Below are 24,466 nucleotides of genomic sequence, written 5' to 3' on the forward strand. Positions count from 1 at the left end.
CGCACCCCTGCCGTGAGCGTTGACGGTGCGCATGGTTAATCTGCTGATCAGTCAGTTGTGGTGGCTCATCGGGGTTCGGAGGTCGGCATGGCGGCGCTCGCCTGGTTGCTGATTCCACTTGTCGCCGCTATCGGCGCCGGCCTGTGGGGTACTTGGGCAAACCGGACTCGGAAGGCCCGCAGCGACGGCCCTGAGCTGGACGGGTACGCCCGCTTCCGGGCGGCCATGGAGAAGCCCCGCTCGCGTACGTGACCCGGGTGGCAGCCCTGACGGTGCGCTGACAGAAGCGTCCCGTAGTGTCGAGACATGCCACGCCGCACCGCGACGATGCTCGCCTCCACCCTGATGCTGATCGCGCTCCTGTGTGCGGGCGTACTCATCCCCGTGCCGTACGCGGAGATGTCCCCCGGGCCGACGGTGAACACCCTTGGCGATCACGGCGGCGAGCCGGTGCTCCAGATCTCCGGGCGCAAGACCTACACGACGAGCGGTCACCTGAACATGACCACCGTGCGGGTCACCAGCGCCGACTACCGGATGAACCTCGTCGAGGCGGTCTACGGCTGGCTCGCGCACGACAACAAGGTCGTGCCGCACGACACGCTGTACCCGGACGGCAAGACCGAGGAGCAGTCCACCCAGGAGAACGCCGAGGAGTTCAGCCAGTCCCAGGAGAGCGCCAAGGTCGCCGCCCTGAAGGAGCTGGACATCCCGGTGACGTCCTGGGTGATCGTCTCGACGGTGGTGAAGGGGTCCCCGGCGGAGGGCGAGCTGCACGCCGGGGACGTGATCAAGGCCGTGGACGGCACCGCGGTGAAGGAGCCGGGCGACGTCGCGAAGCTGGTGACCAAGCACAAGCCGGGGGAGAAGGTCGTCTTCCGCATCGTTCCGGTGAAGGAGCAGGCGGCCGCCGAGAAGGCGAACAAGGCGGCGGCCAGGACCCAGGACGTCACGATCACCACCGCGACCTCCGACGACAGCGGCGAGAAGCGGGCCATCGTCGGGATCTCGGCCGGGACCGATCACACCTTCCCCTTCACCATCGACATCAAGCTCGCCGACGTCGGCGGGCCCAGCGCCGGTCTGATGTTCGCGCTCGGCATCTACGACAAGCTCACCCCGGGCAGCCTGACCGGCGGCAAGTTCGTCGCCGGCACCGGCACCATCGACGACGCCGGCAAGGTCGGGCCGATCGGCGGCATCGAGATGAAGACGGTCGGCGCCCGAAGTCAGGGCGCCCAGTACTTCCTGACCCCCGCGGAGAACTGTGCGGCCGCCGCCAAGGACACCCCCTCGGGTCTCAGGCTCGTCAAGGTGAACACCATCGACGACGCCCTCGACGCCCTCGAGGACATCCGCGGCGGCGACACCGCGGACCTGCCGAAGTGCACGAAGTAACCGGACGGACTACTCCGCGAACGTCGCCGACAACGCCTCGGCGAGACCCGGCACCAGGCCCGCTCCGGTGAGGACCTCCGTCGAAGCGTCCTTCTCGCGCAGCCGCAGGGCCGAGTCGCGGGTGCCGTCGCGCAGGACGCCGACCGTCATCCGCACCTCCTGACGGTCGGGATGCTCCGCGACCCACTTCGCGAGCTTCTTGTCGCTCAAGCCCTGCGGGACCTGGGCCTCGGCGGACGGCGGCAGCATCAGGCGCTCCACGGTGAGGGCGCAGCCGACCACCGCGTCGGGCCAGGCGATCGTGGCCAGGAACTCGTCGAGCGGCTTGTCCGTTGGCACTTCGTCCTGCTCGATCGGGGTGAGACCGGTGGTCTCGGACTCGTCCTGAAGGCCGAGCTGGGCGGCGAGCGACGGTTCCTGCGTTCGCAGCCGAGCGTTGTCTACGAGGGCGAAAAGGCGGGCGGGCTGGTCCCAGCCGAGGCCGGAGGCGTACTCGTCGATCTCAAGTACGGCCCGGGTGAGCGGGCTCGCCGCCATGGGAGTGTTGGACATGGTCACAATCCTGCCTCGTTCAGGGGTGGAATCGGGAACCGAGTAAACGGTGAGTAAGTTGCATAGGTGTGGGCCCACGATCACGGGGGGCCACGAACGGCCCACGAACACGCGGGTCTGACGGATCAATCGCGACTTTCGAGGTGCGCACCTTGGCTTTCCAGATGCCGGACCGCGGCGGAGGCCCCACGGGGCCGCGGATCAGAGTGGGCCGCCCGTCCCGGCGCGTCCGGACCCTGCTCATGACACTGGGCGTCCTAGCCGTACTCGGCATGGCGTTCACGATGTTCGCGGGGTTCTGGACGGACTGGCTCTGGTACCGCTCGGTGAACTACTCGTCGGTGTTCACGACCACACTGTGGACCAAGATCGGGCTGTTCTTCGTCTTCGGCCTGCTGATGGCCCTCGCGGTCGGCTTCAACATCTGGCTGGCGCACCGGCTGCGGCCGCCGCTCAGCGCGATGTCGGTGGAGCAGCAGAGCCTCGACCGCTACCGCATGGGTATCGCGCCCTACAAGACATGGCTGCTGCTCGGCATCACCGCCCTGGTCGGCCTGATCGCGGGCGCCTCGGCGGCGGGCCAGTGGCGGACCTGGCTGATGTGGGTCAACGGCGTGCCCTTCCACCAGAAGGACCCGCAGTTCCATCTCGACGTGTCCTTCTTCGCGTTCGACCTGCCCTGGTACCGGTTCCTGCTCGGCTTCGGCTTCGCCGCCACGATCCTCTCGCTGATCGCCGCCGCGCTCACCCACTACCTGTACGGCGGGCTGCGCGTCACCAGCCCGGGCGCGCGCGCCACGGCCGCGGCCACCGGCCACCTTTCGGTGCTGCTGGGCATCTTCGTCACGCTGAAGGCGGTGGCCTACTGGCTCGACCGTTACGGCCTCGCCGTGAAGTCCAGCGACTTCAAGGCGACGGACAACTGGACGGGCCTGCGCTACGTCGACGCCAACGCCTATCTGCCGGCCAAGACGATCCTGTTCTGCATCGCCGTCATCTGCGCCCTGCTGTTCTTCGCCACCCTGTGGCGGCGCACCTGGCAGCTGCCGGTGATCGGCTTCGGTCTGATGGTGCTCTCGGCGATCCTCATCGGCGGGCTGTACCCGGCGATCGTCCAGAAGTTCCAGGTCCAGCCGAACGAGCAGGCCAAGGAAGCGCCGTACGTCGAGAAGAACCTCAAGGCGACACGTGAGGCGTACGGCATCGACGGTGCGCAGGTCACCGAGTACTCGGGTACCAGCAACACCAAGGACAAGACGACGCTGCGCGACGACGTCGACGCCACGGCGAGCATCCGCGTCCTGGACCCGAACATCGTCTCCCCGACGTACCAGCAGCTCCAGCAGATGCGGAAGTACTACGCGTTCCCGACCAACCTGGACGTGGACCGCTACAACGTCAACGGGGCCGACCAGGACACCGTCATCGGCCTGCGCGAGCTGAACCTCGCGGGCGTCGACAAGCAGAACTGGATCAACAACCACTTCCGCTACACCCACGGCTACGGCGTCGTCGCAGCCCAGGGCACCACCGCCGACGCCGAGGGACGCCCGCTGTTCACCGAGTCCAACCTGCCCTCCGAGGGCGATCTGGGCACGTACCAGCAGCGGATCTACTACGGCGAGAAGACGACCGCGTACTCGATCGTCGGCGGTCCCCAGAAGGAGATCGACTACTCCGACGACGCCGGTGAGAAGACCACGAGTTACACCGGCAAGAGCGGGGTCAACCTCTCCAACCCGGTCAACCGGGCCGCGTACGCGGTGGCGTTCGGCGAGCCGCAGATCCTGTACTCCGGGGCGATCGGCGAAGGTTCGCGGATCCTGTACAACCGCACGCCCAAGGAGCGCGTCGAGGCGGTCGCCCCGTGGCTGACCATCGACGGCGACGCCTATCCGGCCGTGGTCAACCACAAGATCGAGTGGATCGTCGACGCGTACACGACGACGAACGGCTACCCGTACGCCTCCCGTACGACCCTCGGCGACACCACGGCCGACTCGCTGACGGCGACCAACGACAACCGCGCGGTGGTGGCCCAGCAGAACCAGGTCAACTACATCCGCAACTCGGTGAAGGCGACCGTCGACGCGTACACCGGCGAGGTCAAGCTCTACCAGTGGGACACCCAGGACCCGGTCCTGAAGACCTGGATGAAGGCGTTCCCCGGCACGGTGAAGTCCAAGTCGTCCATCTCGGCCGACCTGATGGCCCATCTCCGGTACCCGCAGGACCTGTTCAAGGTCCAGCGCGAGCTGCTCACCCGCTACCACGTGAAGGACGCCACGACGTTCCTCAGCGGCAGCGAGGTGTGGCAGGTGCCGGACGACCCGTCCAACAAGTCGGGTGACGCGGTCCCGCCGTACTACCTGAGCATGAAGATGCCCGACCAGAAGGCACAGGCGTTCTCGCTGACCACGACCTTCACGCCCAACGGCCGGGACAACCTCAGCGCGTTCATGGCGGTCGACTCCGAGGCGGGCACTTCCGACTACGGCAAGATCAGAGTCCTGAAACTGCCGACCAGTACGACCGTCGACGGACCCAAACAGGTGCAGAGCCAGTTCAACTCGGAACAGGACATCGCCGAGTCCATCAGGCTTCTCAAGGGCGGCGACTCCGACATCGAGTACGGCAACCTGCTGACGGTGCCACTCGACGGAGGTCTGCTGTACGTCGAGCCCGTCTATGTGCGCGGTGGCGGACTCAAGTACCCGCTCCTGAAGAAGGTGTTGGTGACCTACGGCGGCAACACCGCCTTCGAGGACACCCTGGACGAGGCCCTCAACAAGGTCTTCGGCGCGGAGGGTACGACCCCGCCGCCGGCGGACGAGGGCGACGGCACGACCACACCGCCGACGTCCACCAACCCGACGGTGCGGGAGGCGCTGACCGATGCCCAGGAGGCCTTCACGGCCGGCCAGGAGGCGCTGAAGAAGCCCGACTGGGACGCGTACGCCAAGGCGCAGAAGGACCTCGAGGCCGCGCTGAAGCGGGCCGAGGACGCGCAGGCCGAGGCCGACAAGGGCGCCAAGGCGAGCAGCAGTCCGAGCCCGACGAGTTCGGCGAGTCCGAACGGCGGCTCCGGCAGTAGCTCCGGAGGCGGCGCCACCAGCAGTCCGAGTCCCAGTCCCAGCAGCGGCTGATCTTGCCCGCCCCGCGTCGTGGTACGGTTGTGGAACACGACGCGGGGTGGAGCAGCTCGGTAGCTCGCTGGGCTCATAACCCAGAGGTCGCAGGTTCAAATCCTGTCCCCGCTACTGAAGACGAAGGCCCGGATCCTTTCAGGATCCGGGCCTTCGTGGTGTGCGAACGCATGTGCCGGGGAGACCGATGGCCGCGCCGCTGGGGGGAGTTGGGCGTTCTGTGTTTGACTTGTCTCTCTGTGGGCATGTCGACAAAACGCTGAAGTGACCTTACGGGCCGCGGTATACCAGGTGTACCCGGGTTGCGGGTGGTGCGACGATGGACGTTATGGGGGACAAGGCAACTCTGTTCGAGACAGGGCGGTTTGTGCAGCCTTCCGGTGAGGAAGCGACCCCGGACGAGAGCCGGGACGAGACGGCGGACGCCGTCGAGACGGGGGAGGCCGTCGAGGAGATGAGCCTGCGGCTCGCGGCGGAAGCCGGCGATGTCGAGGCGGTCAGCGTCCTCGGGGCCATGTTGCTCCGCCGTGGTGACCTCGACGGAGCCGAGCCCCATCTGCGTGCCGCCACCGCGGCGGGTGACCGGGCCGCCGCCAACAACCTGGGTGTCCTCCTCCACCAGCGCGGCTACCCCGACGAGGCCGCCGGCTGGTGGCGGGTCGCCGCCGTCGCCGGCTCCGCCGCCGCCGCGCACGCCCTGGGCCGCCACCGCCGTGAGTGCGGCGACGAGCCGGCCGCCGAGTACTGGCTGCGCCAGTCCGCCGAGCAGGGGCACGCGCTGGGCGCGTACGCCCTCGCCGACCTGCTGGAACACCGCGGCGACCCCGGGGCCGAGCAGTGGATGCGGGCCGCCGCCGAGCAGGGGCACCGGGAAGCGGCGTACCGGCTGGCCCGAGCCCTCGACCACCAGCAGTGCAAGGGTTCGCGTACCGACGGCGCTGCGGACGGGTATGCACCTGACAACGCTGTCATCGTGCGGGCGGAGGCCGAGCAGTGGTACCGCCAGGCTGCCGCGCGCGGACACCGGCGGGCCGCCTTGCACCTCGGGACGATCCTGGAGCGGCGCGGCGACCTGAAGGAGGCCGGCCGCTGGTACCTGACGTCCGCCAAGGACGGCGAGGCGCGGGCCGCCTGCGCGCTCGGGTTCCTGCTGCGCGACGCCGGTGACACCGAGAACGCGGCCATCTGGTGGCTGCGGGCCGCTCAGAAGGGCGACGGCAACGCGGCGAACGCGCTGGGCGCGCTGCACGCCGAGCGGGGACAGACCCAGACCGCCGAGCGGTGGTACCGGGCCGCGATGGACGCCGGTGACGACAACGGCGCCTACAACCTCGCCCTGCTCTGCGCCGAGCAGGGCCGCACCGTGCAGGCCGAGCAGTGGTACCGGCGGGCCGCCTACGCCGGGCACCGGGAGGCGGCCAACGCGCTCGCCATCCTGCTGCTCCAGGGCGGCGACACGGCCGGGGCGGAGCCCTGGTTCTCCAAGGCGGCCGAAGCGGGCAGCGTCGACGCCGCGTTCAACCTCGGCATCCTCTTCGCCGGGCGGGGCGAGGAGGCCGTCGCGCTGCGCTGGTACGAGCGGGCGGCGGCCGCCGGGCACACCGAGGCGGCTCTCCAGGTCGGTATCGCGCGCCTGCGCGACGGGGACGAGCGGGAGGCCGAACGGCATCTGCGCTGCGCGGCCGGCGGCGGCAGCGCGGAGGCGGCCTACCGGCTGGCGGCCGTGCTGGACGCGCGGCGGCCGCCGCAGCCCGCGCACGAGCTCGGGGAGACCGTCCACGAGAAGACCGAGTGCGAGGAGTGGTACGAGCGGGCGGCGACCCAGGGCCACCGGCGGGCCCAGGTCCGGGTCGGGATGCTGGCCGCCGCGCGCGGGGACGTGGTGGAGGCGGCGCGGTGGTACCGGACGGCCGCGGAGGCCGGGTCGCGCAACGGCGCCTTCAACCTCGGGCTGCTGCTCGCGCGCGAGGGCAGCGAGCCCGAGGCGGCTGTGTGGTGGACGCGGGCCGCCGACGCCGGGCATGGGCGGGCGGCGTTGCGGCTCGCCCTGGTCTACGCGCGTCGCGGCGAGCTGGCCGAGGGGCAGCGGTGGGCCGACCGGGCGGTGTCGCTGGGCCCGGGCGAGGTGGCTGAGCGGGCGGCTCGGCTGCGGGACGCCTTGCGCGAAGAGCTGTCCGCCTGACGGCGTCTGTCGTGGAGTGGGGCGGGGAGCCGGCGCCGGGTTCCGCGCGGCGGGTCTTTCGTCCCCGCGTCCTCCCCTTCCGTCCGGTCACCGGGGTCCCTCCCCTTCCCGTCCGGTCACCGGGGTGGCCGTCTCCGAACCCGCGCGTTCGACAGGGGCCGTCTCCGAACCCGCGCGTTCGACATCTGAACGGGCCTCGTCCTCGAACGCCGGACGGACTGGAGCGTCCTGACCTAGGTCGACAGTGGGCGAGCGGGTGTCCTGACGGTGTCATCGGTGTGCGGGCGGGCGTCGTGACCTGTGCCGTCAGCGCGCGGGCGGGCGTCCTGACCTGCGTCGACGGGTGGCGGACAATGGATTTGCCTTTGTCCTCGGCCTTCACGTAATGTTGCATTCAACGGCGCGGGGTGGAGCAGCTCGGTAGCTCGCTGGGCTCATAACCCAGAGGTCGCAGGTTCAAATCCTGTCCCCGCTACTGAAGACCGAGGGCCGGAATCCGAAAGGGTTCCGGCCCTCGGTCGTTTGTCGTCCCGAAAGATCAGCACCCCGGAAGATCAGTACTCATGGAAGAACCACACCGTGGCCGGCGGCCTGCGGTGTGGTTCTTGGGACGCGAGTCAGGCCGCGGCGCAGTTCGGGCAGACCCCGCGGTACGTCACCTCGACGTCCGAGACCGAGAAGCCGAAGCGTTCCGAGTCCGGGAGGTCGGCCAGCGGATTGCCGCTCGGGTGGACGTCCTTGATCGCCCCGCACCGGGCGCACACCAGGTGGTGGTGCGGACGGTGCGCGTTGGGGTCGTAGCGCTTGGCGCGCTTGTCGGTCGCCACCTCGAGCACCTCGCCAAGGGAGACCAGCTCGCCGAGCGTGTTGTAGACGGTCGCCCGGGAGATCTCGGGCAGCCGGACCACAGCCCTGGCGTGCACCTCGTCGGCGGTCAGGTGGACGTGGTCGCCGTCGAGCACCTCGGCCACGACCCGCCGCTGTGCGGTCATCCGCCATCCGCGTCCGCGCAGCCGTTCCAGAAGGTCACTCATGGAATCAGCCTAGCAGCCAACAGGACCAGGTCCCGAACAGGTGTGATTTTAGATCCCGGAGTGAATTGGATGAAGTCCACTGTAGGATCGAGTCGACAGAATCCGCGGCGAGCGGCTGGAGACCGCGGTCCAGGCCCTGCGCGGTCGACAGCACTGGACCGCTCGTCGGGGTGAACGGGCCGGGTGATCCCTTCGGGGGCCCGGCCCGTTCGCGCGCTCAGGCCGGTACCTGCTGCCGCGCCGGCGCCCAGCAGCCGATGATGTCGCGGACCGAGACGATGCCGGCCGGTTCGTCGCGGTCGAGGACGATCAGATGCCGGAAGCCGCCGTGGGCCATCGCCCGGGCCGCCTCCTCCAGGGTCCAGCCCGGGGCGGCGAAGACGACGTCGTTGGTGGTGTGGGCGTGCGTGCGTTCCGTGTCCGGATCCTGCCCGAGGCCCACGGAGTTGAGGATGTCCCGCTCCGTGAGGATGCCGATGCCGCCGGCGTCCGGATCGAGGACGACGGCCGCGCCGACGCTGCGGGCGGCCATCAGGGCGGCTGCCTGACGGAGGGTGTGTGCGGGGCCGATGGTGAGGACCACCGTGCTCATGGCGTCGCGGACGAGCATGGCTGGAGCCACCTCCTAAGAATCCACGGTTGTTCATGGATTCACAAGTTCACAAGTGGGGGGTGCTGTCAGCGTGGCAGGTAAAGCGGGGGTCAACAAGAGGGCGCGCGCAGCCAATTGAGGGCGCGCGCGCTCATGTGAGTTCCGAACGGGCTGGTCAGTGACGCTCGTTGAGATAGCCCAGCAGTTCCTCGTGGAGCAGCCCGTTCGACGCGGCCGCGTTGCCGCTGTGCGGGCCGGGGCGGCCGTCGAGGCCTGTGAAGGTGCCCCCGGCCTCCGTCACGACGATCGCCGGGGCCGCCATGTCCCAGAAGGACAGCTCGGGTTCGGCGCACAGATCGACCGAGCCCTCGGCGACCATCATGTACGGCCAGAAGTCGCCGTACGCGCGCGTGCGCCACACCTCGCGGGTCAGGTCGAGGAAGCCGTTCAGGTGTCCGCGCTCCTCCCAGCCGGTCAGCGAGGAGTACGCGAAGGAGGCGTCCGAGAGCTCCGAGACCCGGGAGACGCGCAGGCGGGTGGCGGAGGTCAGGCTGCGCCCGGTGAAGGCGCCGTGCCCCTTCGCGGCCCACCAGCGGCGGCCCAGCGCCGGGGCGGAGACCACGCCGACCACAGGCTGGTAGCCCCCCTCTGCCGCCTCCGTCAGGGAGATGAGCGTGGCCCAGACGGGAACGCCCCGTACGTAGTTCTTCGTGCCGTCGATCGGGTCGATCACCCAGCGGCGGGGGCCGGTGCCCTGGACGCCGTACTCCTCGCCGAGGATCGCGTCGCGCGGGCGGGCCCGCTGGAGCTGACTGCGGACCAGTTCCTCGGCGGCCTTGTCGGCCTCACTCACCGGGGTCATGTCCGGTTTGGTCTCGACCTTGAGGTCGAGGGCCTTGAAACGGTCCATGGTCACGGCGTCGGCGGCGTCCGCGAGGACGTGCGCGAGTCGGAGGTCGTCGTGGTAGTCCGGCATGGGACGAACCGTATCCGCCGAAGGTGAGAACGGGCCACAGGGGACCGCAGGACGGACGGGGAGGAGCCCCGGAGCGGCTGCGAGCCGTCGGCCGCCGCGCGAACCCTTGACACTGCTCGCGTCCGCGTCAAACCTGGGCGCAGAGCCGCTCGCCCCGGGAGGCGATGATGCCTGCAGCGCGGGAATCCCTGCTGGACGCCGCCTTCGAGGCGCTCGCACTACGACCGTGGGCCGCGGTGCGGATGGTGGACGTCGCCGCGGTCGCCGGGGTGTCCCGGCAGACGCTGTACAACGAGTTCGGCAGCAAGGAGGGCCTCGCCAGGGCGCTCGTGAGGCGCGAGACCGACGGATACCTGGCCGGCGTCGAGCGGGCGCTCGCCGTGCGCGGAGACGCCCGCGAGCGGCTCACCGCCACCGCCGAGTGGACCACCTCCGCCGCCCGCGACAACATCCTCGTACGGGCCGTCCTCACCGGCTTCTGGAACGAACGCCTGCCCTCGCCCACGCTCTCGGCGGTGCCGTCCTCCTCCGCCGTGCCTGCCCAGCGGCGGGCCGACGGGCCGCTGCCCTCGCCCGGTGACCTGGTGGGAGCCGTCCGGGACCGGGCCGTGGCCGTGCTCTGCGGGCCCGGCGCCGTCCGGGCCGACGCCGCCGACGTGGCCCGCTCCTGCGAGCTCGCCGTCCGGCTCGCCCTGTCCTGTGTGGCCGCCCCGCCGACGGGGGGAGGGCGGCGTCGCCGAGCTGGTGCGCGGCGCGCTGCAGCGCCAGCCGGCCGACCGGTCGGGTCAGTGAGCCGACCCCGACAGCTGGAGTCCGATCACTCCTATGATCACCAAGGTGATCGAGACGAGCTTCAGGACCGACACCAGGTCGCCGAGGAAGATCATGCCGTAGATCGCGGTGCCCGCCGCGCCGATGCCGGTCCACACGGCGTAGGCGGGGCCCACGTCGAGCTTCTTCAGGGAGAGGGTCAGCAGACCGAAGCTCCCCAGGGCGAAGGCACAGAAGGCGATGGTGGGCCAGAGCCTGGTGAATCCGTGGGACAGCTTGAGGCACACGGCGAAACCGGTCTCGAGCAACCCGGCCACGACGACCAGCAGCCACGCCATGTGCTGTCCCTCCGTTCGCCCGGCCCGGTCCGGCTCCGGCTCGGTGCGATTATGCACTTACCGGGGCCGGGCGGACGCAAACAACGCGGTGGTCAGCCGCTGGATCAGTCGCCTTCCGTGCGCTCGCGGGTGGCCAGCAGCCGGCGCAGGGAGTACAGCCGCGCCGGGTCGGCGTGACCGTCGGCCACCCAGGCGTCCAGCGCGCAGTCCGGCTCGTCGTGACTGCACGCGCGCGGACAGCCCTCCGTGCCCGGCTCCAGGTCGGGGAAGGCGTGGATCACCCGGGACGGGTCGACGTGGTTCAGGCCGAAGGACCGTACGCCCGGGGTGTCGATCACCCAGTCGCCGGTGCCCGCCAGGGGCAGGGCCAGCGCCGAGGTCGTGGTGTGTCGGCCGCGCCCGGTCACCGCGTTCACATGGCCGGTCACCCGCCGCCGTTCCTCCGGGACCAGCGCGTTGACCAGGGTCGTCTTCCCTACGCCCGAATGCCCCACGAACGCCGTGATCCGCCCGGCCAGATGTTCGCGCACGCGGTCTGCCGCGTCGCCGTTCTCCAGCTCGTCGCGGCTGGTCACGACGTACGGGATGTCGAGATGGCCGTACAGCTCCAGCAGCTTGTCCGGCGAGGCGAGGTCCGACTTCGTCATGACCAGCAGGGGGGTGAGGCCTGCGTCGAAGGCCGCCACCAGGCAGCGGTCGATCAGCCGCGGGCGGGGCTCGGGGTCGGCGAGGGCGGTGACCACGGCGAGCTGGTCGGCGTTGGCGACGACGACGCGCTCGTAGGGGTCGTCGTCGTCCGCGGTGCGGCGCAGCGCCGAGGTGCGCTTCTCGATGCGGACGATACGGGCCAGGGTGTCCTTCTTGCCCGACAGGTCGCCGACGATCGCGACCCGGTCCCCCACGATCGCGGCCTTGCGGCCCAGTTCGCGGGCCTTCATCGCCATCACGATCCGGTCGTCGACCAGACAGGTCAGCCGGCCCCGGTCGACGGTGAGGACCATGCCCTCGACGGAGTCCTCGTGCTTGGGTCGGGTGTGCGTTCGAGGCCGGTTGCCCTTGCGGTTCGGGCGGCTGCGGATGTCGTCCTCGTCGGTGTTCTTGCTGTAGCGGCGCATGGCGAAAGTCCCTATACCCCGAGCATCCCGGTCCACAGTTCGGGGAAGTCCGGCAGGGTCTTCGCCGTCGTCGCCACGTTCTCGATCTGCACGCCCTTCACCGCCAGGCCGATGATCGCGCCGGCCGTCGCCATGCGGTGGTCGTCGTAGGTGTGGAAGATCCCGCCGTGCAGCCGGCGCGGGCGGATGTGCAGCCCGTCGGCGGTCTCCGTCACATCGCCGCCCAGCTCGTTGATCTCCTTCGTCAGCGCGGCCAGCCGGTCCGTCTCGTGCAGACGCAGGTGGGACACGCCCCGCAGCGTGGACGGGGAGTCCGCGAGGGCGGCGACCGCCGCGATGCCCGGGGTCAGCTCGCCGACGTCGCCCAGATCGACGTCGATGCCGTGGATCGAGCCCGAGCCGGTGAAGACCAGGCCGTAGTCGGCCAGTTCGCAGGAGCCGCCCATCTCGGTGAAGATCTCGCGCAGCCGGTCACCCGGCTGGGTGGTACGGGCCGGCCAGTCCGGGATCAGCACCCGGCCGCCCGTCACCAGCGCCGCCGCCAGGAACGGCTGGGCGTTGGACAGGTCCGGCTCGATCGTCAGGTCCCGGCCCAGCAGGGCGCCCGGCGTGACCCGCCAGACGTTCGGCTCGCCGCCCGACTCCGGGGTGTCCACCTGTGCGCCGACCGCGCGCAGCATGTCGACCGTCATCCGGATGTGCGGCACGGAAGGCAGGGTGGCGCCGGTGTGGCGGACCTCCACGCCCTGGTTGAAGCGGGGGCCGGACAGGAGCAGGGCCGACACGAACTGGGACGACGACGAGGCGTCGATCTCGACCGTCCCGCCGTCCAGGGCGCCCCCGCCGTGCACGGTCAGCGGCAGCGCGCCGCGGCCGTCGTCGTCGATCCGGGCGCCGAGGACACGCAGCGCGTCGACGACGCCGTTCAGGGGACGCTCGTACGAGCGCGGGTCGCCGTCGAAGTGGACGGGACCGTCGGCCAGGGCGGCCACCGGCGGCAGGAAGCGCATCACCGTGCCCGCGTTGCCGACGTCGACCGTGGCCGGTCCGCGCAGCCCCGCGGGCAGGATCCGCCAGGCCTCACCGGTGCTGTCCGGGCTGCCCGCGCCGGAGGAACTGGACGACACGGTCTCCTCGATGCCGACGCCCATCTCGCGCAGGGCGGCCGCCATCAGCAGGGTGTCGCGGGAGCGCAGGGGGCGGCGCAGCCAGCCGGGCTCGGAGGCGAGCGAGGCGAGGACGAGGGCACGGTTGGTGACGGACTTCGACCCCGGGACGTGGACCGTCGCGGCGACGGCCTCGCTCGCGTGCGGGGCGGGCCAGAGGGCGGTGTGGGCGGGGTTCGGGGCCATGGGCTCCACTTTAGTGGTCGGCCGTCCTTCGGGTGCGGTGCCGTCGGGGCCGGCCCCGCCCCTGAGAGGGGCCGCAGGCCAGGTCCCGCACCGCTGTGTCACGCCGCTCCGGGGCTGCCTCACAGCCCCAGCAGCCACCTGCCCCCGCCGAGCAGAGCGCACAGGCTCACCGCGTGGAACAGGAACAGCCACAGGCCGGCCGGCACGTGGGTCAGACGGGACAGCTGGTCCGCGTCCGAGTCGCCCGCGCCTCCGCGCGAGCGCTTCGCCTGGAGCTCGAAGGCGGGCCGTACGCCGCCGAGCAGCAGGAACCACACCACCGCGTACGCGAAGGCCGCCTGCACCTGCGGCCCCGCCAGCCAGGACACCAGCAGGAAGGCGCCGCCGGTGAGGACCACCGTGAGGGCCCCGTACGCGTTGCGGATCATCACCAGCATGACGAGCAGCAGCGCCGTCGCCGCCCACAGCAGCAGGGTGATGCGGCCGGCGCCGAGGAGAGCGGCTCCGCCCAGGCCGAGCAGCGGGGGAGCGGTGTAACCGGCCGCCGCGGTGAGGATCATGCCCAGGCCGTGCGGCTTGCCCCGGCTGAGGGTCAGGCCGCTGGTGTCGGAGTGCAACCGGATCCCGGTCAGCTGCCGGCCGGTCAGCAGCGCGACCAGGCCGTGACCGCCCTCGTGGGCGATCGTGATCGCGTTGCGCGATATCCGCCACAGGGTGTGCGGCACGACGACCGCGAGGGCGGCGACCGCGGTGGCCACCACCACCCACAGGTCGGGGTCGGTCTGGGTGCCGACGAGACGGTCCCACAGGTCGGGCAGCGCGATGGCGGCGGTGCTCTCCATGGTTCGGGGTGGCTCCCTGTCCTCGTGATCGGTGGGGGTGGTGGCCGGGTGACGGGCGGGCCTGGCAGTGTGGCACGTATGTGCGGACGGTATGCAGCGAGTCGCAGGCCCGAGGATCTCGCAGGAATCTTTGAAGTCGAGAAGTGGGAGCCCGAGGAGGTCCTGGAGCCCGACTACAACGTGGCGCCGACCAAGGAGGTCTACGCCGTCCTCGACCGTCCGGTGAAAGACGCCGACGACAAGCGCCCGGTTCGGCAGCTGCGCAAGCTGAGGTGGGGACTGGTCCCCTCCTGGGCGAAGACGCCCGAGGGCGGCGCGCGGATGATCAACGCGCGCGCCGAGACCGTCCACGAGAAGCCCTCCTACCGCGGTGCCTTCGCCGGCCGGCGCTGCGTCCTGCCCGCCGACGGCTACTACGAGTGGGTCACCGGCGCCCAGGAGCGGGACCTGGAGGTCGAGGGGAGGAGGAAGCGGCCGCGCAAGCAGCCCTACTTCGTGCTCCCGGCCGACGGCTCGGTCTTCGCCATGGCCGGGCTGTACGAGTTCTGGCGGGACCGGACCCTGCCCGACGACCATCCGCAGGCCTGGTGGGTGACCTGCTCGGTGATCACGACCGAGGCGGAGACCTCCCCGCTCGCCGTGGCCCCCGCCGACGGCCCGCACGCCCTCGCCGACATCCACCCCCGGATGCCGCTGATGCTCACCCCGGACCGCTGGGACGCCTGGCTCGACCCGGCGCGGACGGACGTCGAGGACCTGCGCTCCCTCCTCGAACCCCCGCCGGCCGGGCTGATGCGCGCGTATCCGGTGTCCACGACCGTCAGCAACGTACGCAACAACGGCGCGGAGCTGCTGAAGGAGCTGGAGGGGCCCGAGGAGGGCACACTCTTCTGACGTGAGCAGCGAAACAGTCGTGAGCACCGAGACGGTGGAGACCGAGGCGGGTACCGCCCGCATCACCTGGCACCACGCGGGCAAGCCGCGGCTCGTCCTCGCCGCCGGCCATGGCGCCGGGGGCGGCATCGAGGCCCGGGACCTCCGGGCGCTCGCGGCCGTGCTCCCCGGACGCGGGGTGAGCGTCGCTCTCGTGGAGCAGCCCTGGCGGGTGGCCGGCAAGAAGGTCGCGCCCGCGCCGAAGACCCTCGACGTCGGCTGGAGCGGGATCTGGCCGGCCGTCGTGGCGCCCGGGCTGCCGGTGATCGCGGGCGGACGGTCGGCGGGCGCGCGGGTGGCCTGCCGCACGGCCACCGAGCTCGGGGCGCACGCCGTGCTCGCGCTCGGCTTCCCGCTCCACCCGCCGGGCCGGCCGGAGAGGTCCCGCGTCGACGAGCTGCTCGGGGCGGGGGTGCCCACCCTCGTCGTCCAGGGCGGCAACGACCCCTTCGGCAAGCCGGGCGAGTTCACCGGGGACGGGTACGAACTCGTGGAAGTGCCGTACGGCGATCACGGGTTCGCCGTGCCCAAGCGGTCCGGGATCACTCAGGAGGAAGCGCTGGAGACCGTCACGGCGGCGGTGGTCGGGTGGGTCGCGGCGCTCGGGTGATCGGCGGGGAATGTGCGGCGGCCGGGTGCTGTTGAGGCAGACAGAAGTGCTGAACAACCGGCACCGACGTCATTGGGAGAGGAAGTCCGCCGCATGGGTTCGACCCTTTGCCCGAGCCGCAGCAGCCGCACCGATCTGGACTGGACGGTGCTGCACGCGGCCACGACCGCTCCTATTGGAGCGGCGGCAGGCGCGGGTAGTCGTCTATCCTCCGATTCGAGTGGGATCGGTTTCGGTCCTACCCGCGATCTTGAGGAGGTGGGTCCGGTCACCGGTACCGACGCAGGGACCGACAACGGCCAGGCGGAGCTGCCCGAGGGCCAGGGTGCGGGCCGGGAGACGGGCGCGGAATCCACCGCCGAGCGCAGTGCGCGCTTCGAGCGGGACGCGCTGGAGTTCCTCGACCAGATGTACTCGGCCGCGCTGCGCATGACGCGCAACCCGGCGGACGCCGAGGACCTGGTGCAGGAGACGTACGCGAAGGCGTACGCGTCCTTCCACCAGTTCCGTGAGGGCACCAACCTCAAGGCCTGGCTGTACCGGATCCTCACCAACACCTTCATCAACTCGTACCGCAAGAAGCAGCGTGAACCCCAGCGCAGCGCGGCCGAGGAGATCGAGGACTGGCAGCTGGCGCGTGCGGAGTCGCACATGTCCACCGGTCTGCGCTCCGCGGAGTCGCAGGCGCTGGACCACCTGCCCGACTCGGACGTGAAGGCGGCGCTCCAGGCCATCCCCGAAGAGTTCCGGATCGCCGTGTATCTCGCGGACGTAGAGGGCTTTGCGTACAAGGAGATCGCGGACATCATGGGGACACCCATCGGTACGGTGATGTCCCGGCTGCACCGGGGACGCCGTCAACTGCGCGGCATGCTCGAGGACTACGCCCGTGAGCGCGGACTGGTCCCGGCCGGTGCCGGAGAGTCGAACGAAGCGAAAGGTTCGGGCTCATGAGCTGCGGAGATCCGCACGAGACGGACTGCGGTGAGGTCCTCGACCACCTGTACGAGTACCTCGACAGCGAGATGCCTCCGCTGGACCGGGACAAGTTCCAGCACCACTTCGAGGAGTGCTCCCCCTGCCTGGAGAAGTACGGGCTGGAGGAGGCCGTGAAGAAGCTGGTGAAGCGGTGCTGCGGGCGGGACGACGTGCCGACCGACCTGCGCGCCAAGGTCATGGGCCGGATCGACCTGATCCGCTCCGGCCAGGCCGTCCCCGAGCATGACGTGACGGCGACGGTCCAGGAGAACTGAACCGGCCCGCACCTGCGTCAGCCGAGCGTTGCCGTCACTCGAATGTGCTAATCCGCGGGTGATACGCCCGCGGACCCACCCCCTGCCGTCCTAGGCTCCTGAGCCCGGACAGGTACGGCTGGGGGAGGCGTCATGGAGGGAACCCCGGCGTGGGCGCGCGGTTACGCCGTCTGTGTCGCCCTCGGCGCCCTGCTCTGCACGCTCCCCTCGCTGCCCGGCGCGCGTACCCCCTGGTGGGCGGTCGCCCTGCTCGCGGCCCTGTACGCCGGCGGCGAGCGGATCGCCCGGCGCAGGTTCGGCGGCACCCTCCACCCCGTGCTGCTGGCCGGGGCGTTCCTGCTCGCGCCGGCCGCGGCCGCTCTCGTCCCGCTGCCCGGGGCGCTGTTCTCGCACGTCGAGCGGCGCCCCTTTCTGCTGCGCCGGGTCTGGCGGGCCGCCCACGCGTCCCTCGCCGTGGGGGCGGCCGCCCAGGTGCACGCCGCGCTCGGCGGGCGGGAGGCCGTGGCCGGTTCCGACGTGCCGTACGCGCTGCTGCCCGCGGGCGCGGCCGTGCTGGTGTTCTGCGCCGCGCTGGCCCTGCTGAACGGCGGGATGCTGGCGCTGGCCGAGGGGTTGCCGCTGTGGCGGGCCTGCCGGGGACTGTTCCTGCGCTCGCTGGCGCCGCTGGCCGTGCACGGGCTCGGCGGGCTGATGATGGCCGTGCTGTGGCTCAGCCCGTACGGGCCGGTGGCCGCCCTGCTCGTGCTGTTCCCGATGGCCGTGTCCTGGTGGGTGTTCGCGCAGTACCACCGGGAGCGCGCCGCCCACCAGGCGACCATCCGCGCCCTGGTGCAGGCCGTCGACATCAAGGACGGCTACACGCGCGGGCACAGCGAACGCGTCGGCCAGGCCTCGGTGCTGATCGGGCGCGAGCTGGGGATGGACGAGAGCCGGATCGACATGCTCCGCTTCGCCGGGATCCTGCACGACGTCGGCAAACTCGGCGTCCCCACCCGGCTGTTGCGCAAGGACGGGCCGCTGACACCGCAGGAGCGACGCGTGATCGAGCTGCACCCGGAGTACGGGCACGAGATCACCCGCGGGATCTCCTTCCTCGGCGAGGCCCGCTCGGCGATCCTCCACCACCACGAACGCATCGACGGCAAGGGCTACCCGTACGGGCTGGTGGGCAGCCAGATCCCGGAGCCGGCCCGGGTGGTCGCCGTCGCGGACGCCTTCGACGCCATGACGTCCACCAGGTGCTACAGCAGGGCCCGGCCGGTGCAGGCGGCTCTGGAGGAGCTGCGCAAGTGCGCGGGCGCCCAGTTCGACCCCCGGATGGTCGCGGCGCTGGCGCACGCCATCGCCCGGGACGGCTGGCATCCGGTGGTGACCGCCGAGGAGGACCGGCCGGCCGTGCCCGCGCAGGCCTTCGACGACCGGTCCGAGGTGCGACGATGACCGTCCGCCGCTCACACGTGGCCCTCCACTGCGCGGCCGTGCTCCTCGGCGCCGGCTCCCTCCTGGTCACGTTCCTGACGGGCATCGAGGACCGCCCCGTCGCGCTCGCCTTCGGCGTCCTCGTCGCCGTCGGGGAGCTGACCCGGCCGCAGAGCGGGCCCCGGCTGCGGGAGGCCGCGCCGCTCGGCGCCGCCGGGTCGCTGTCGTACGCGCTGGTCGGCGGCCACGCCGGGCATCCCACACACCACGGGGTCACCCAGGTCGTGGCGGTCGTGGCCGCCGTCTCGCTGCTCGGCAGCGTGCCGCAGCTGGCCCGCGGACAGGCCGTCCTCGACCATCTCGTCCGGCGGGTACTGGCCGTCGGGTTCGCCGCCGTCTGCTTCCAGCCCCTCCACAACCGGGGGGTGTTCGACGGCTGGAGCGGGCCCGCCTACGCGCTGCTGCTGCTCGCGCTGCTCGTGCTGACCGTCCTGTGCGACGCCGTGGTGGCCGCCGCGCTCGCCCACTCCCGTACCGGCTGGCCGTTCGCCCCGCTGCTGCGCGACGAGTTGCGGGCGGTGCCCGGGATCGGCTCGGCGGTCTGCGCGACGGGGGCGGTGATGGCGCTCGCGGTGGCCGTCGTCGGGCTGTGGGCGCTGCCGGTGTTCTCGGTGCCGCTGCTGCTCACCCAGCTGTCCCTGCGCCGGTACGCGGCGGTGCGGGCCACCTACCGGCAGACCATCGCCTCGCTGGCCCGCGCCACCGAGATCGCCGGGTACACCCCGGCCGGGCATGCCCGCCGGGTCGCCGCCCTCAGCCAGGCCGTGGGCCGGGACCTGGGGCTGCCGGAGCCCGAGCTGACCGTCCTGGAGTACGCGGCCCTCATGCACGACATCGGCCAGCTCAGTCTCGTCGACCCGGTTCCGGCCGGTGCCACCGCGGGGCTGCCGGCGGCCCAGCAGCGGCGGATCGCGCTGCTCGGGGGGGCCGTCGTCCGCCAGACCGGAGCGGGCGCCCAGGTCGCCGCGGTCGTCGAGCGGCAGGCCGACCCCTACCCGGAGCAGCCGGTGGCCGCGCGCATAGTCCGGGTGGTGAACGCATACGAGGAGAAGGTCCGGGGAAGCGGTCCCGGTGGGCCCCTCACCGCCCTGGAGGAGCTGCGCCTCGGCACCGGCGGGGAGTACGCGCCCGAGGTGGTGGAGGCGCTGGCCAGGGTGGTGTGGAACACAGGGGCGGCGCGCTGGGGGAACCCCCGGGCGTCAGCACCGGGGGAGCCTCGGGCAGGGTGGTGCCGGACGACGGGTGGGACTGTCTGACCTCGCCCTCGGGTGGGTAACCCATGGGTAATGAGCGGCCCTCCGGCCACACGTGGTTGGATGCGAGGGAGAGAGTGTCCGGGGGCACTGGCCAGCCCACAGAACGGAACTGGCAGGCGGGAATCGTGAGGATCTTCGGCAAGGGACGGCACCGGCCCTCCGCCTCCTGGCGGCAGGCCACCGACCGCGCGTTCACGCTGATCGGCGACGGGCGGTACGAGGACGCGGGCGCGCTGCTGACACGTGCCGCCGATCTTGAACCCTGGCTGTCCGAGTCCTGGTTCAACCTCGCCCTGCTGCACAAGTTCCGGCACGACTGGGAGCAGGCCCGCACGGCGGGACTGCGGGCCGTCGCCCTCCTCGACCGTGAGGCCGGGGCCCCCGACTGGTGGAACGTGGGCATCGCGGCCACCGCCCTGCAGGACTGGCCGCTGGCCCGCCGCGCCTGGCAGGCGTACGGCCTGCGGGTCCCCGGCGACGCCATAAGCGCGGGCGAGCCGGTCGGCATGGAGCTGGGCAGCGCGGCCGTACGGCTGTCGCCCGAGGGCGAGGCCGAGGTGGTGTGGGGGCGGCGGCTGGACCCCGCCCGGATGGAGGTGCTGTCCATCCCGCTGCCCTCCTCCGGTCGGCGCTGGGGCGAGGTCGTGCTGCACGACGGGGTGCCGCACGGCGAGCGGACCACGGTCACGGGCCACTCCTACCCGGTCTTCGACGAGATCGAGCTGTGGGCGCCGTCGCCCGTGCCGACCTGGGTGGTCCTGCTGGAGGCGGCCACCGAGTCCGACCGGGACGCGCTGGAGCAGCTGGCGGCCGACGCGGGCTTCGCGGCGGAGGACTGGTCGTCGTCGGTGCGGTTGCTCTGCCGGATGTGCTCGGAGTCGCGGATGCCCTCCGACGAGGGCGACGGCGAGCATCTGGACCCCCACGACCACAGCGAGCCGGGGCACCCCGGTCCGCTAGGGCACCGGACGGACGGGCTTCAGTGGGTGCCCGAGCGCGAGTGCGGCGTCGCGGCCCCGGCCTCTCTCGTGCGGGGGCTGCTGGACGGGTGGGTCGCCGACAGCCCCGATTCCAGGGACTGGCGGGATCTGGAAGAGGTCTGCTGACGCTCTCGGCCGCGTGTTCGTCGTGGCTGGTCGCGCCGTTCCCCGCGCCCTGAGGGGGCGCGCTGCCCGTACCCTGTATCGAGCATTCATCCCCTGTCTGTTTGAGGAAGGCATCGTCGGTCATGGCGCAGCAGGACACCGATCAGCAGCACGCGGGCGTGCTGCCCGTGGACGACGAGGGTTTCGTCATCGACACCGAGGAGGCGGAGGCGCGCGAGCTGGCATGGCGTGAGGCCGGCACCTCGCGGCCGATCACCGTCGTCGGGAACCCGGTGCTGCACAAGGAGTGCAAGGACGTCACCGAGTTCGGCGAGGAGCTGCGGCAGCTGGTCGCGGACATGTTCGCCTCCCAGCACACCGCCGAGGGAGTGGGTCTGGCCGCCAACCAGATCGGCGTCGACCTGAAGGTCTTCGTCTACGACTGCCCCGACGACGACGGCGCCCGGCACACCGGTGTGGTCTGCAACCCCGAGCTCGTCGAACTGCCCGCCGACCGGCGCCGGCTGGACGACAGCAACGAGGGCTGTCTGTCGGTGCCCACCGCCTACGCGCCGCTGGCCCGTCCCGACTACGCCGAAGTGACCGGACAGGACGAGAAGGGCAACCCGATCAAGGTGCGCGGCACCGGATACTTCGCTCGGTGTTTGCAGCACGAGACCGACCACCTGTACGGCTACCTCTACATCGACCGTCTCTCCAAGCGTGAACGCAAGGACGCCCTGCGGCAGATGGCCGAGAACGAGCCCCGTTACCCCGTGGTCGCCAACGACTGAGCCCACCCGCACCACCACGACGCCCGGCCGGGACCCTTCCGGCCGGGCGTCGTTCGTGTGTCCGTCGGACGTTCGATCGCTTACGCACATCTACTGCACATCTGCTGATCCATAACCAGTCACACAGGGGGGGATTCTCGGCATGTTGGGGTAGTGAATGAAGCAAATCCGTTCCCAGAACGGTCAGTTGTAGTGCTGAATGGGAAGTGCGGGGATACGCAACGGCGCACGCCCGGCACGGGGGGAGGGGCGTGTGCTCACTGGCGGCTGAGAGGGGTTGTCCGTGCCAGCTTTCCCATACAGCACCACATACAGCACCACAGCGACGGTGGCCGCGCCCGCGGTCCCTCCCTCGCTCTCTCTTCCGGTCATCGAGGCGGCGTTTCCCCGGCAACTGCATCCGTATTGGCCCCGGTTGCAGGAGAGGACGCGCTCCTGGCTGCTGGAAATGCGGTTGATGTCGGCGGACAAGGTCGCAGAATATGCCGACGGACTTTGCTACACCGACCTGATGGCCGGCTTCTACCTCGGCGCACCCGACGAGGTCATGCAGGCCATCGCCGACTACAGCGCGTGGTTCTTCGTCTGGGACGACCGGCACGACCGTGACGTCGTGCACGGCCGGACGTCCTCCTGGCGGCGGCTCAGGTTCCGCTTGCACGCGGCCCTGGACTCCCCGGCGGAGCACCTGGGCCACCCGGATCCGCTGGTCGCCGGGCTCGCGGACAGCGTGAGCCGGCTGCACTGCTTCCTTCCCGGTACCTGGAACGCCCGGTTCACCCGGCACTTCCACGCCGTGATCGAGGCGTACGACCGGGAATTCCACAACCGAATCGAAGGGCGCATTCCCGGAGTCGACGAATACCTGGCGCTCCGTCGGCTCACGTTCGCGCACTGGATCTGGACCGACCTGCTGGAGCCGAGTGCGGGCCAAGAACTACCGGACCCGGTGCGGAAACACCCCGCGTTCCGCCGGGCGGCGCTGCTGAGCCAGGAATTCGCCGCCTGGTACAACGACCTCTGCTCGCTTCCGAAGGAAATCGCGGGCGATGAGGTGCACAATCTCGGAATCAGTCTCATCACCCATGAGGGGCTGACCCTGGAAGAGGCGGTCGAGGAATTAAGGCGTCGTGTCGAGGAATGCATTTCCGAGTTCCTCGTGACCGAGAAGGACGTCCTGCTCCTCGCCGAACGGCTCACCGACGGCACGGTCCGTGGAAATCAGCTCGGCGCCGCCGTGCGGTCCTGCCTCGGCAATATGCGGAACTGGTTCAGTTCCGTCTACTGGTTCCACCACGAGTCCGGCCGATACATGGTCGACAGCTGGGACGACCGGTCCACGCCCCCGTACGTCAACAACGAAGCGGCAGGTGAGAAATGACCGTCGAGTCGGTGAAACCCGCGACCCCCGCGGCGCCCGAACTGCGTGAGCCACCGTTGGCCGGTGGCAGGGTTCCGCTCCTCGGACACGGCTGGAAGCTGGCCCGTGACCCGCTGGCCTTCCTGGCCCAACTGCGCGACCACGGCGACGTCGTCCGCCTCAGGCTCGGCCCCAAGACGGTGTACGCCGTCACCGCGCCGGACCTCACCGGCGCCTTGGCGCTCAGCCCCGACTACATCATCTCCGGCCCCCTGTGGGAGTCCCTGGAGAGCCTGCTCGGCAAGGAGGGCGTGGCCACCGCCAACGGCCCGCTGCACCGCCGCCAGCGGCGCACGATCCAGCCCGCCTTCCGGCTCGACGCGATCCCCGGCTACGGGCCGATCATGGAGGAGGAGGCGTACGCGCTCGTCGAGCGCTGGCGGAAGGGCGAGGTGCTCGACGTCACCGCCGAGTCCTTCCGGGTGTCCGTGCGCATCTCGGCCCGCTGTCTCATGCGCGGCAGCTATATGGACGCCCGGTCCGAGCGCATCACCTCCGCACTCGCCACACTGTTCGCCGGTATGTACCAGCGCATGGTGGTGCCCCTCGGGCCCCTTTATCGGGTACCGATTCCGGCCAACCGTGAATTCAACCGGGCGCTGGCCGATCTGCATCGGCTGGTGGACGAGATCATCGCCGACCGCCGCGCATCCGGTCAAAAGCCGAACGATTTGCTGACGGCTTTGCTGGAGGCGAAGGACGAGAATGGCGAACCGATCGGGGAACAGGAGATCCACGACCAGGTCATCGCGATACTCACCCCGGGCAGTGAAACAGCGGGCTCCGTGGTGATGTCGCTGCTCCACGTCCTCACCGAGCACCCCGACCAGGTGGACAAGATCCGCGAAGAGGTGAAAAGCGTCGTCGGTGACCGGCCGGTCGCATTCGACGACGTCCGAAAGCTCCAGCACACCGCCAATGTCATCGTCGAGACCATGCGGTTGTATCCCGCCGTATGGATATTGACCCGGCGCGCGGTGACCGAGACCGAGCTCGGCGGCTACCGCATTCCGGCGGGCGCCGACATCGTCTACAGCCCGTACGCCGTACAGCGCGATCCGCGGTCGTACGAGCGGCACACGGAGTTCGATCCCGACCGCTGGTTGCCCGGCCGCTCCTCGGAGGTGCCGAAGTACGCGATGACGCCGTTCGGCGTCGGCAACCGGAAGTGCCCGAGCGACCACTTCTCGATGGCCGAGCTGACGCTGATCGCAGCGGTGGTCGCGTCCGCGTTCCGCTTCGAGCCGGTGCCGGGCTCCGACAACCGGACGCACATCGGCATCACACTCCGGCCGCGGCGGCTGCTGCTGCGGGCGGTGTCCGGGTGAGAGCCACGGC

The 24,466-nt window shown here is 70.8% G+C and carries 21 protein-coding genes, 2 tRNA genes and 1 pseudogene; 16 read left to right on the forward strand and 8 right to left on the reverse strand.

All coding sequences use genetic code 11. The features are described from left to right. The first annotated feature begins 306 nt into the window (after positions 1–306). Positions 307–1,398, forward strand: a complete 1,092-nt coding sequence (locus QF030_RS27625; protein WP_307165305.1) for a YlbL family protein — start codon at positions 307–309, stop codon at positions 1,396–1,398. Between the two features lie 9 nt (positions 1,399–1,407). Here QF030_RS27625 and QF030_RS27630 read toward each other — a convergent pair whose 3' ends face one another. Next, entirely contained in the window at positions 1,408–1,950 is a 543-nt protein-coding gene (locus tag QF030_RS27630) for a PPA1309 family protein (RefSeq protein WP_307165306.1), read from the reverse strand. Between the two features lie 164 nt (positions 1,951–2,114). Between QF030_RS27630 and QF030_RS27635 the strand changes: the two genes are divergently transcribed. From QF030_RS27635 to QF030_RS27650, 4 genes are all read left to right on the forward strand, one after another. Further along, on the forward strand, positions 2,115–5,096 hold the full coding sequence (locus QF030_RS27635; RefSeq protein WP_307167714.1) for a UPF0182 family membrane protein: 2,982 nt from the start codon (positions 2,115–2,117) through the stop codon (positions 5,094–5,096). Positions 5,097–5,136: 40 nt separating this feature from the next. Further along, positions 5,137–5,210 (forward strand) — tRNA-Met (locus QF030_RS27640). Between the two features lie 205 nt (positions 5,211–5,415). Next, positions 5,416–7,278 (forward strand): tetratricopeptide repeat protein, encoded by a 1,863-nt coding sequence (locus QF030_RS27645; RefSeq protein WP_307165307.1) that lies wholly within the window; start codon positions 5,416–5,418, stop codon positions 7,276–7,278. A 401-nt stretch (positions 7,279–7,679) separates the two neighbouring features. After that, positions 7,680–7,753: transfer RNA gene (locus tag QF030_RS27650), tRNA-Met, on the forward strand. A 142-nt stretch (positions 7,754–7,895) separates the two neighbouring features. On the opposite strand, the gene QF030_RS27655 is transcribed toward QF030_RS27650, so the two are convergent. The 3 genes from QF030_RS27655 to hisN form a co-directional block, all read right to left on the reverse strand. Continuing rightward, entirely contained in the window at positions 7,896–8,312 is a 417-nt protein-coding gene (locus QF030_RS27655; protein WP_307165308.1) for a Fur family transcriptional regulator, read from the reverse strand. A gap of 217 nt (positions 8,313–8,529) precedes the next feature. Beyond that, the gene (locus QF030_RS27660; protein WP_307165309.1) at positions 8,530–8,922 is read right to left on the reverse strand and encodes a CBS domain-containing protein; all 393 of its coding nucleotides are present in this window, start codon (positions 8,920–8,922) and stop codon (positions 8,530–8,532) included. A 157-nt stretch (positions 8,923–9,079) separates the two neighbouring features. Further along, a complete protein-coding gene (gene hisN, locus QF030_RS27665) occupies positions 9,080–9,880 on the reverse strand; it encodes a histidinol-phosphatase (RefSeq protein ID WP_307165310.1) in 801 nt (266 codons plus the stop codon). Positions 9,881–10,047: 167 nt separating this feature from the next. Between hisN and QF030_RS27670 the strand changes: the two are divergent. After that, positions 10,048–10,672: pseudogene (locus QF030_RS27670) on the forward strand (TetR/AcrR family transcriptional regulator). Here the strand turns inward: QF030_RS27670 and QF030_RS27675 are convergent. From QF030_RS27675 to QF030_RS27690, 4 genes are all read right to left on the reverse strand, one after another. Next, positions 10,666–10,989 carry a DMT family transporter gene (locus QF030_RS27675; protein WP_307165311.1) on the reverse strand — a complete coding sequence of 108 codons (324 nt, stop codon included), beginning with the start codon at positions 10,987–10,989 and terminating at the stop codon, positions 10,666–10,668. The pseudogene QF030_RS27670 and the gene QF030_RS27675 sit on opposite strands and share 7 nt — an antisense overlap. A 104-nt stretch (positions 10,990–11,093) precedes the next feature. Then, positions 11,094–12,104 carry a ribosome small subunit-dependent GTPase A gene (rsgA, locus tag QF030_RS27680; RefSeq protein WP_307165312.1) on the reverse strand — a complete coding sequence of 337 codons (1,011 nt, stop codon included), beginning with the start codon at positions 12,102–12,104 and terminating at the stop codon, positions 11,094–11,096. 11 nt (positions 12,105–12,115) lie between these two features. Further along, complete coding sequence (aroA, locus tag QF030_RS27685) at positions 12,116–13,456, reverse strand: 3-phosphoshikimate 1-carboxyvinyltransferase (RefSeq protein ID WP_307165313.1); 1,341 nt, start codon at positions 13,454–13,456, stop codon at positions 12,116–12,118. Positions 13,457–13,575: 119 nt separating this feature from the next. After that, the gene (locus QF030_RS27690; protein WP_307165314.1) at positions 13,576–14,298 is read right to left on the reverse strand and encodes a M50 family metallopeptidase; all 723 of its coding nucleotides are present in this window, start codon (positions 14,296–14,298) and stop codon (positions 13,576–13,578) included. Positions 14,299–14,376: 78 nt separating this feature from the next. On the opposite strand from QF030_RS27690, the gene QF030_RS27695 reads away from it, so the two are divergent. The 10 genes from QF030_RS27695 to QF030_RS27740 all read left to right on the forward strand — a co-directional run bounded on the left by QF030_RS27695 (position 14,377) and on the right by QF030_RS27740 (position 24,456). Further along, positions 14,377–15,192, forward strand: coding sequence for an SOS response-associated peptidase (locus QF030_RS27695; RefSeq protein WP_307165315.1), 816 nt, complete (start codon positions 14,377–14,379; stop codon positions 15,190–15,192). A 1-nt stretch (position 15,193) separates the two neighbouring features. After that, a complete protein-coding gene (locus tag QF030_RS27700; RefSeq protein ID WP_307165316.1) occupies positions 15,194–15,841 on the forward strand; it encodes an alpha/beta hydrolase family protein in 648 nt (215 codons plus the stop codon). Positions 15,842–16,099: 258 nt separating this feature from the next. Beyond that, complete coding sequence (sigR, locus tag QF030_RS27705; protein WP_307165317.1) at positions 16,100–16,795, forward strand: RNA polymerase sigma factor SigR; 696 nt, start codon at positions 16,100–16,102, stop codon at positions 16,793–16,795. Further along, positions 16,792–17,094, forward strand: a complete 303-nt coding sequence (gene rsrA / locus QF030_RS27710; RefSeq protein WP_307165318.1) for a mycothiol system anti-sigma-R factor — start codon at positions 16,792–16,794, stop codon at positions 17,092–17,094. The genes sigR and rsrA overlap by 4 nt, the downstream gene beginning before the upstream one ends. A gap of 132 nt (positions 17,095–17,226) precedes the next feature. Continuing rightward, complete coding sequence (locus QF030_RS27715; RefSeq protein ID WP_307165319.1) at positions 17,227–18,534, forward strand: HD-GYP domain-containing protein; 1,308 nt, start codon at positions 17,227–17,229, stop codon at positions 18,532–18,534. Beyond that, on the forward strand, positions 18,531–19,829 hold the full coding sequence (locus QF030_RS27720) for an HD-GYP domain-containing protein (RefSeq protein ID WP_307165320.1): 1,299 nt from the start codon (positions 18,531–18,533) through the stop codon (positions 19,827–19,829). The genes QF030_RS27715 and QF030_RS27720 overlap by 4 nt, the downstream gene beginning before the upstream one ends. A 125-nt stretch (positions 19,830–19,954) precedes the next feature. Next, complete coding sequence (locus QF030_RS27725; RefSeq protein WP_307165321.1) at positions 19,955–20,935, forward strand: tetratricopeptide repeat protein; 981 nt, start codon at positions 19,955–19,957, stop codon at positions 20,933–20,935. Between the two features lie 122 nt (positions 20,936–21,057). Continuing rightward, a complete protein-coding gene (gene def, locus QF030_RS27730; RefSeq protein ID WP_307165322.1) occupies positions 21,058–21,708 on the forward strand; it encodes a peptide deformylase in 651 nt (216 codons plus the stop codon). A gap of 283 nt (positions 21,709–21,991) precedes the next feature. Next, the gene (gene cyc1 / locus QF030_RS27735) at positions 21,992–23,089 is read left to right on the forward strand and encodes an epi-isozizaene synthase (RefSeq protein ID WP_307165323.1); all 1,098 of its coding nucleotides are present in this window, start codon (positions 21,992–21,994) and stop codon (positions 23,087–23,089) included. Continuing rightward, complete coding sequence (locus QF030_RS27740; protein WP_307165324.1) at positions 23,086–24,456, forward strand: bifunctional albaflavenone monooxygenase/terpene synthase; 1,371 nt, start codon at positions 23,086–23,088, stop codon at positions 24,454–24,456. The genes cyc1 and QF030_RS27740 overlap by 4 nt, the downstream gene beginning before the upstream one ends. Positions 24,457–24,466 lie beyond the last annotated feature (10 nt).

The sequence above is a fragment of the Streptomyces rishiriensis genome (genome assembly GCF_030815485.1).
GTDB lineage: Bacteria > Actinomycetota > Actinomycetes > Streptomycetales > Streptomycetaceae > Streptomyces > Streptomyces rishiriensis_A.

What these genes read in the sequence shown, in the direction of transcription:
- QF030_RS27625 (WP_307165305.1), top strand. Translation starts at nt 307, where the DNA reads ATGCCACGCCGCACCGCGACGATGCTCGCCTCCACCCTGATGCTGATC.
- rsgA (WP_307165312.1), bottom strand. Translation starts at nt 12,104, where the DNA reads ATGCGCCGCTACAGCAAGAACACCGACGAGGACGACATCCGCAGCCGC.
- QF030_RS27660 (WP_307165309.1), bottom strand. Translation starts at nt 8,922, where the DNA reads ATGCTCGTCCGCGACGCCATGAGCACGGTGGTCCTCACCATCGGCCCC.
- QF030_RS27740 (WP_307165324.1), top strand. Translation starts at nt 23,086, where the DNA reads ATGACCGTCGAGTCGGTGAAACCCGCGACCCCCGCGGCGCCCGAACTG.
- QF030_RS27635 (WP_307167714.1), top strand. Translation starts at nt 2,115, where the DNA reads ATGCCGGACCGCGGCGGAGGCCCCACGGGGCCGCGGATCAGAGTGGGC.
- QF030_RS27715 (WP_307165319.1), top strand. Translation starts at nt 17,227, where the DNA reads ATGGAGGGAACCCCGGCGTGGGCGCGCGGTTACGCCGTCTGTGTCGCC.
- hisN (WP_307165310.1), bottom strand. Translation starts at nt 9,880, where the DNA reads ATGCCGGACTACCACGACGACCTCCGACTCGCGCACGTCCTCGCGGAC.
- QF030_RS27720 (WP_307165320.1), top strand. Translation starts at nt 18,531, where the DNA reads ATGACCGTCCGCCGCTCACACGTGGCCCTCCACTGCGCGGCCGTGCTC.
- QF030_RS27690 (WP_307165314.1), bottom strand. Translation starts at nt 14,298, where the DNA reads ATGGAGAGCACCGCCGCCATCGCGCTGCCCGACCTGTGGGACCGTCTC.
- aroA (WP_307165313.1), bottom strand. Translation starts at nt 13,456, where the DNA reads ATGGCCCCGAACCCCGCCCACACCGCCCTCTGGCCCGCCCCGCACGCG.
- def (WP_307165322.1), top strand. Translation starts at nt 21,058, where the DNA reads ATGGCGCAGCAGGACACCGATCAGCAGCACGCGGGCGTGCTGCCCGTG.
- QF030_RS27630 (WP_307165306.1), bottom strand. Translation starts at nt 1,950, where the DNA reads ATGTCCAACACTCCCATGGCGGCGAGCCCGCTCACCCGGGCCGTACTT.
- QF030_RS27695 (WP_307165315.1), top strand. Translation starts at nt 14,377, where the DNA reads ATGTGCGGACGGTATGCAGCGAGTCGCAGGCCCGAGGATCTCGCAGGA.
- QF030_RS27645 (WP_307165307.1), top strand. Translation starts at nt 5,416, where the DNA reads ATGGACGTTATGGGGGACAAGGCAACTCTGTTCGAGACAGGGCGGTTT.
- rsrA (WP_307165318.1), top strand. Translation starts at nt 16,792, where the DNA reads ATGAGCTGCGGAGATCCGCACGAGACGGACTGCGGTGAGGTCCTCGAC.
- QF030_RS27655 (WP_307165308.1), bottom strand. Translation starts at nt 8,312, where the DNA reads ATGAGTGACCTTCTGGAACGGCTGCGCGGACGCGGATGGCGGATGACC.
- QF030_RS27675 (WP_307165311.1), bottom strand. Translation starts at nt 10,989, where the DNA reads ATGGCGTGGCTGCTGGTCGTCGTGGCCGGGTTGCTCGAGACCGGTTTC.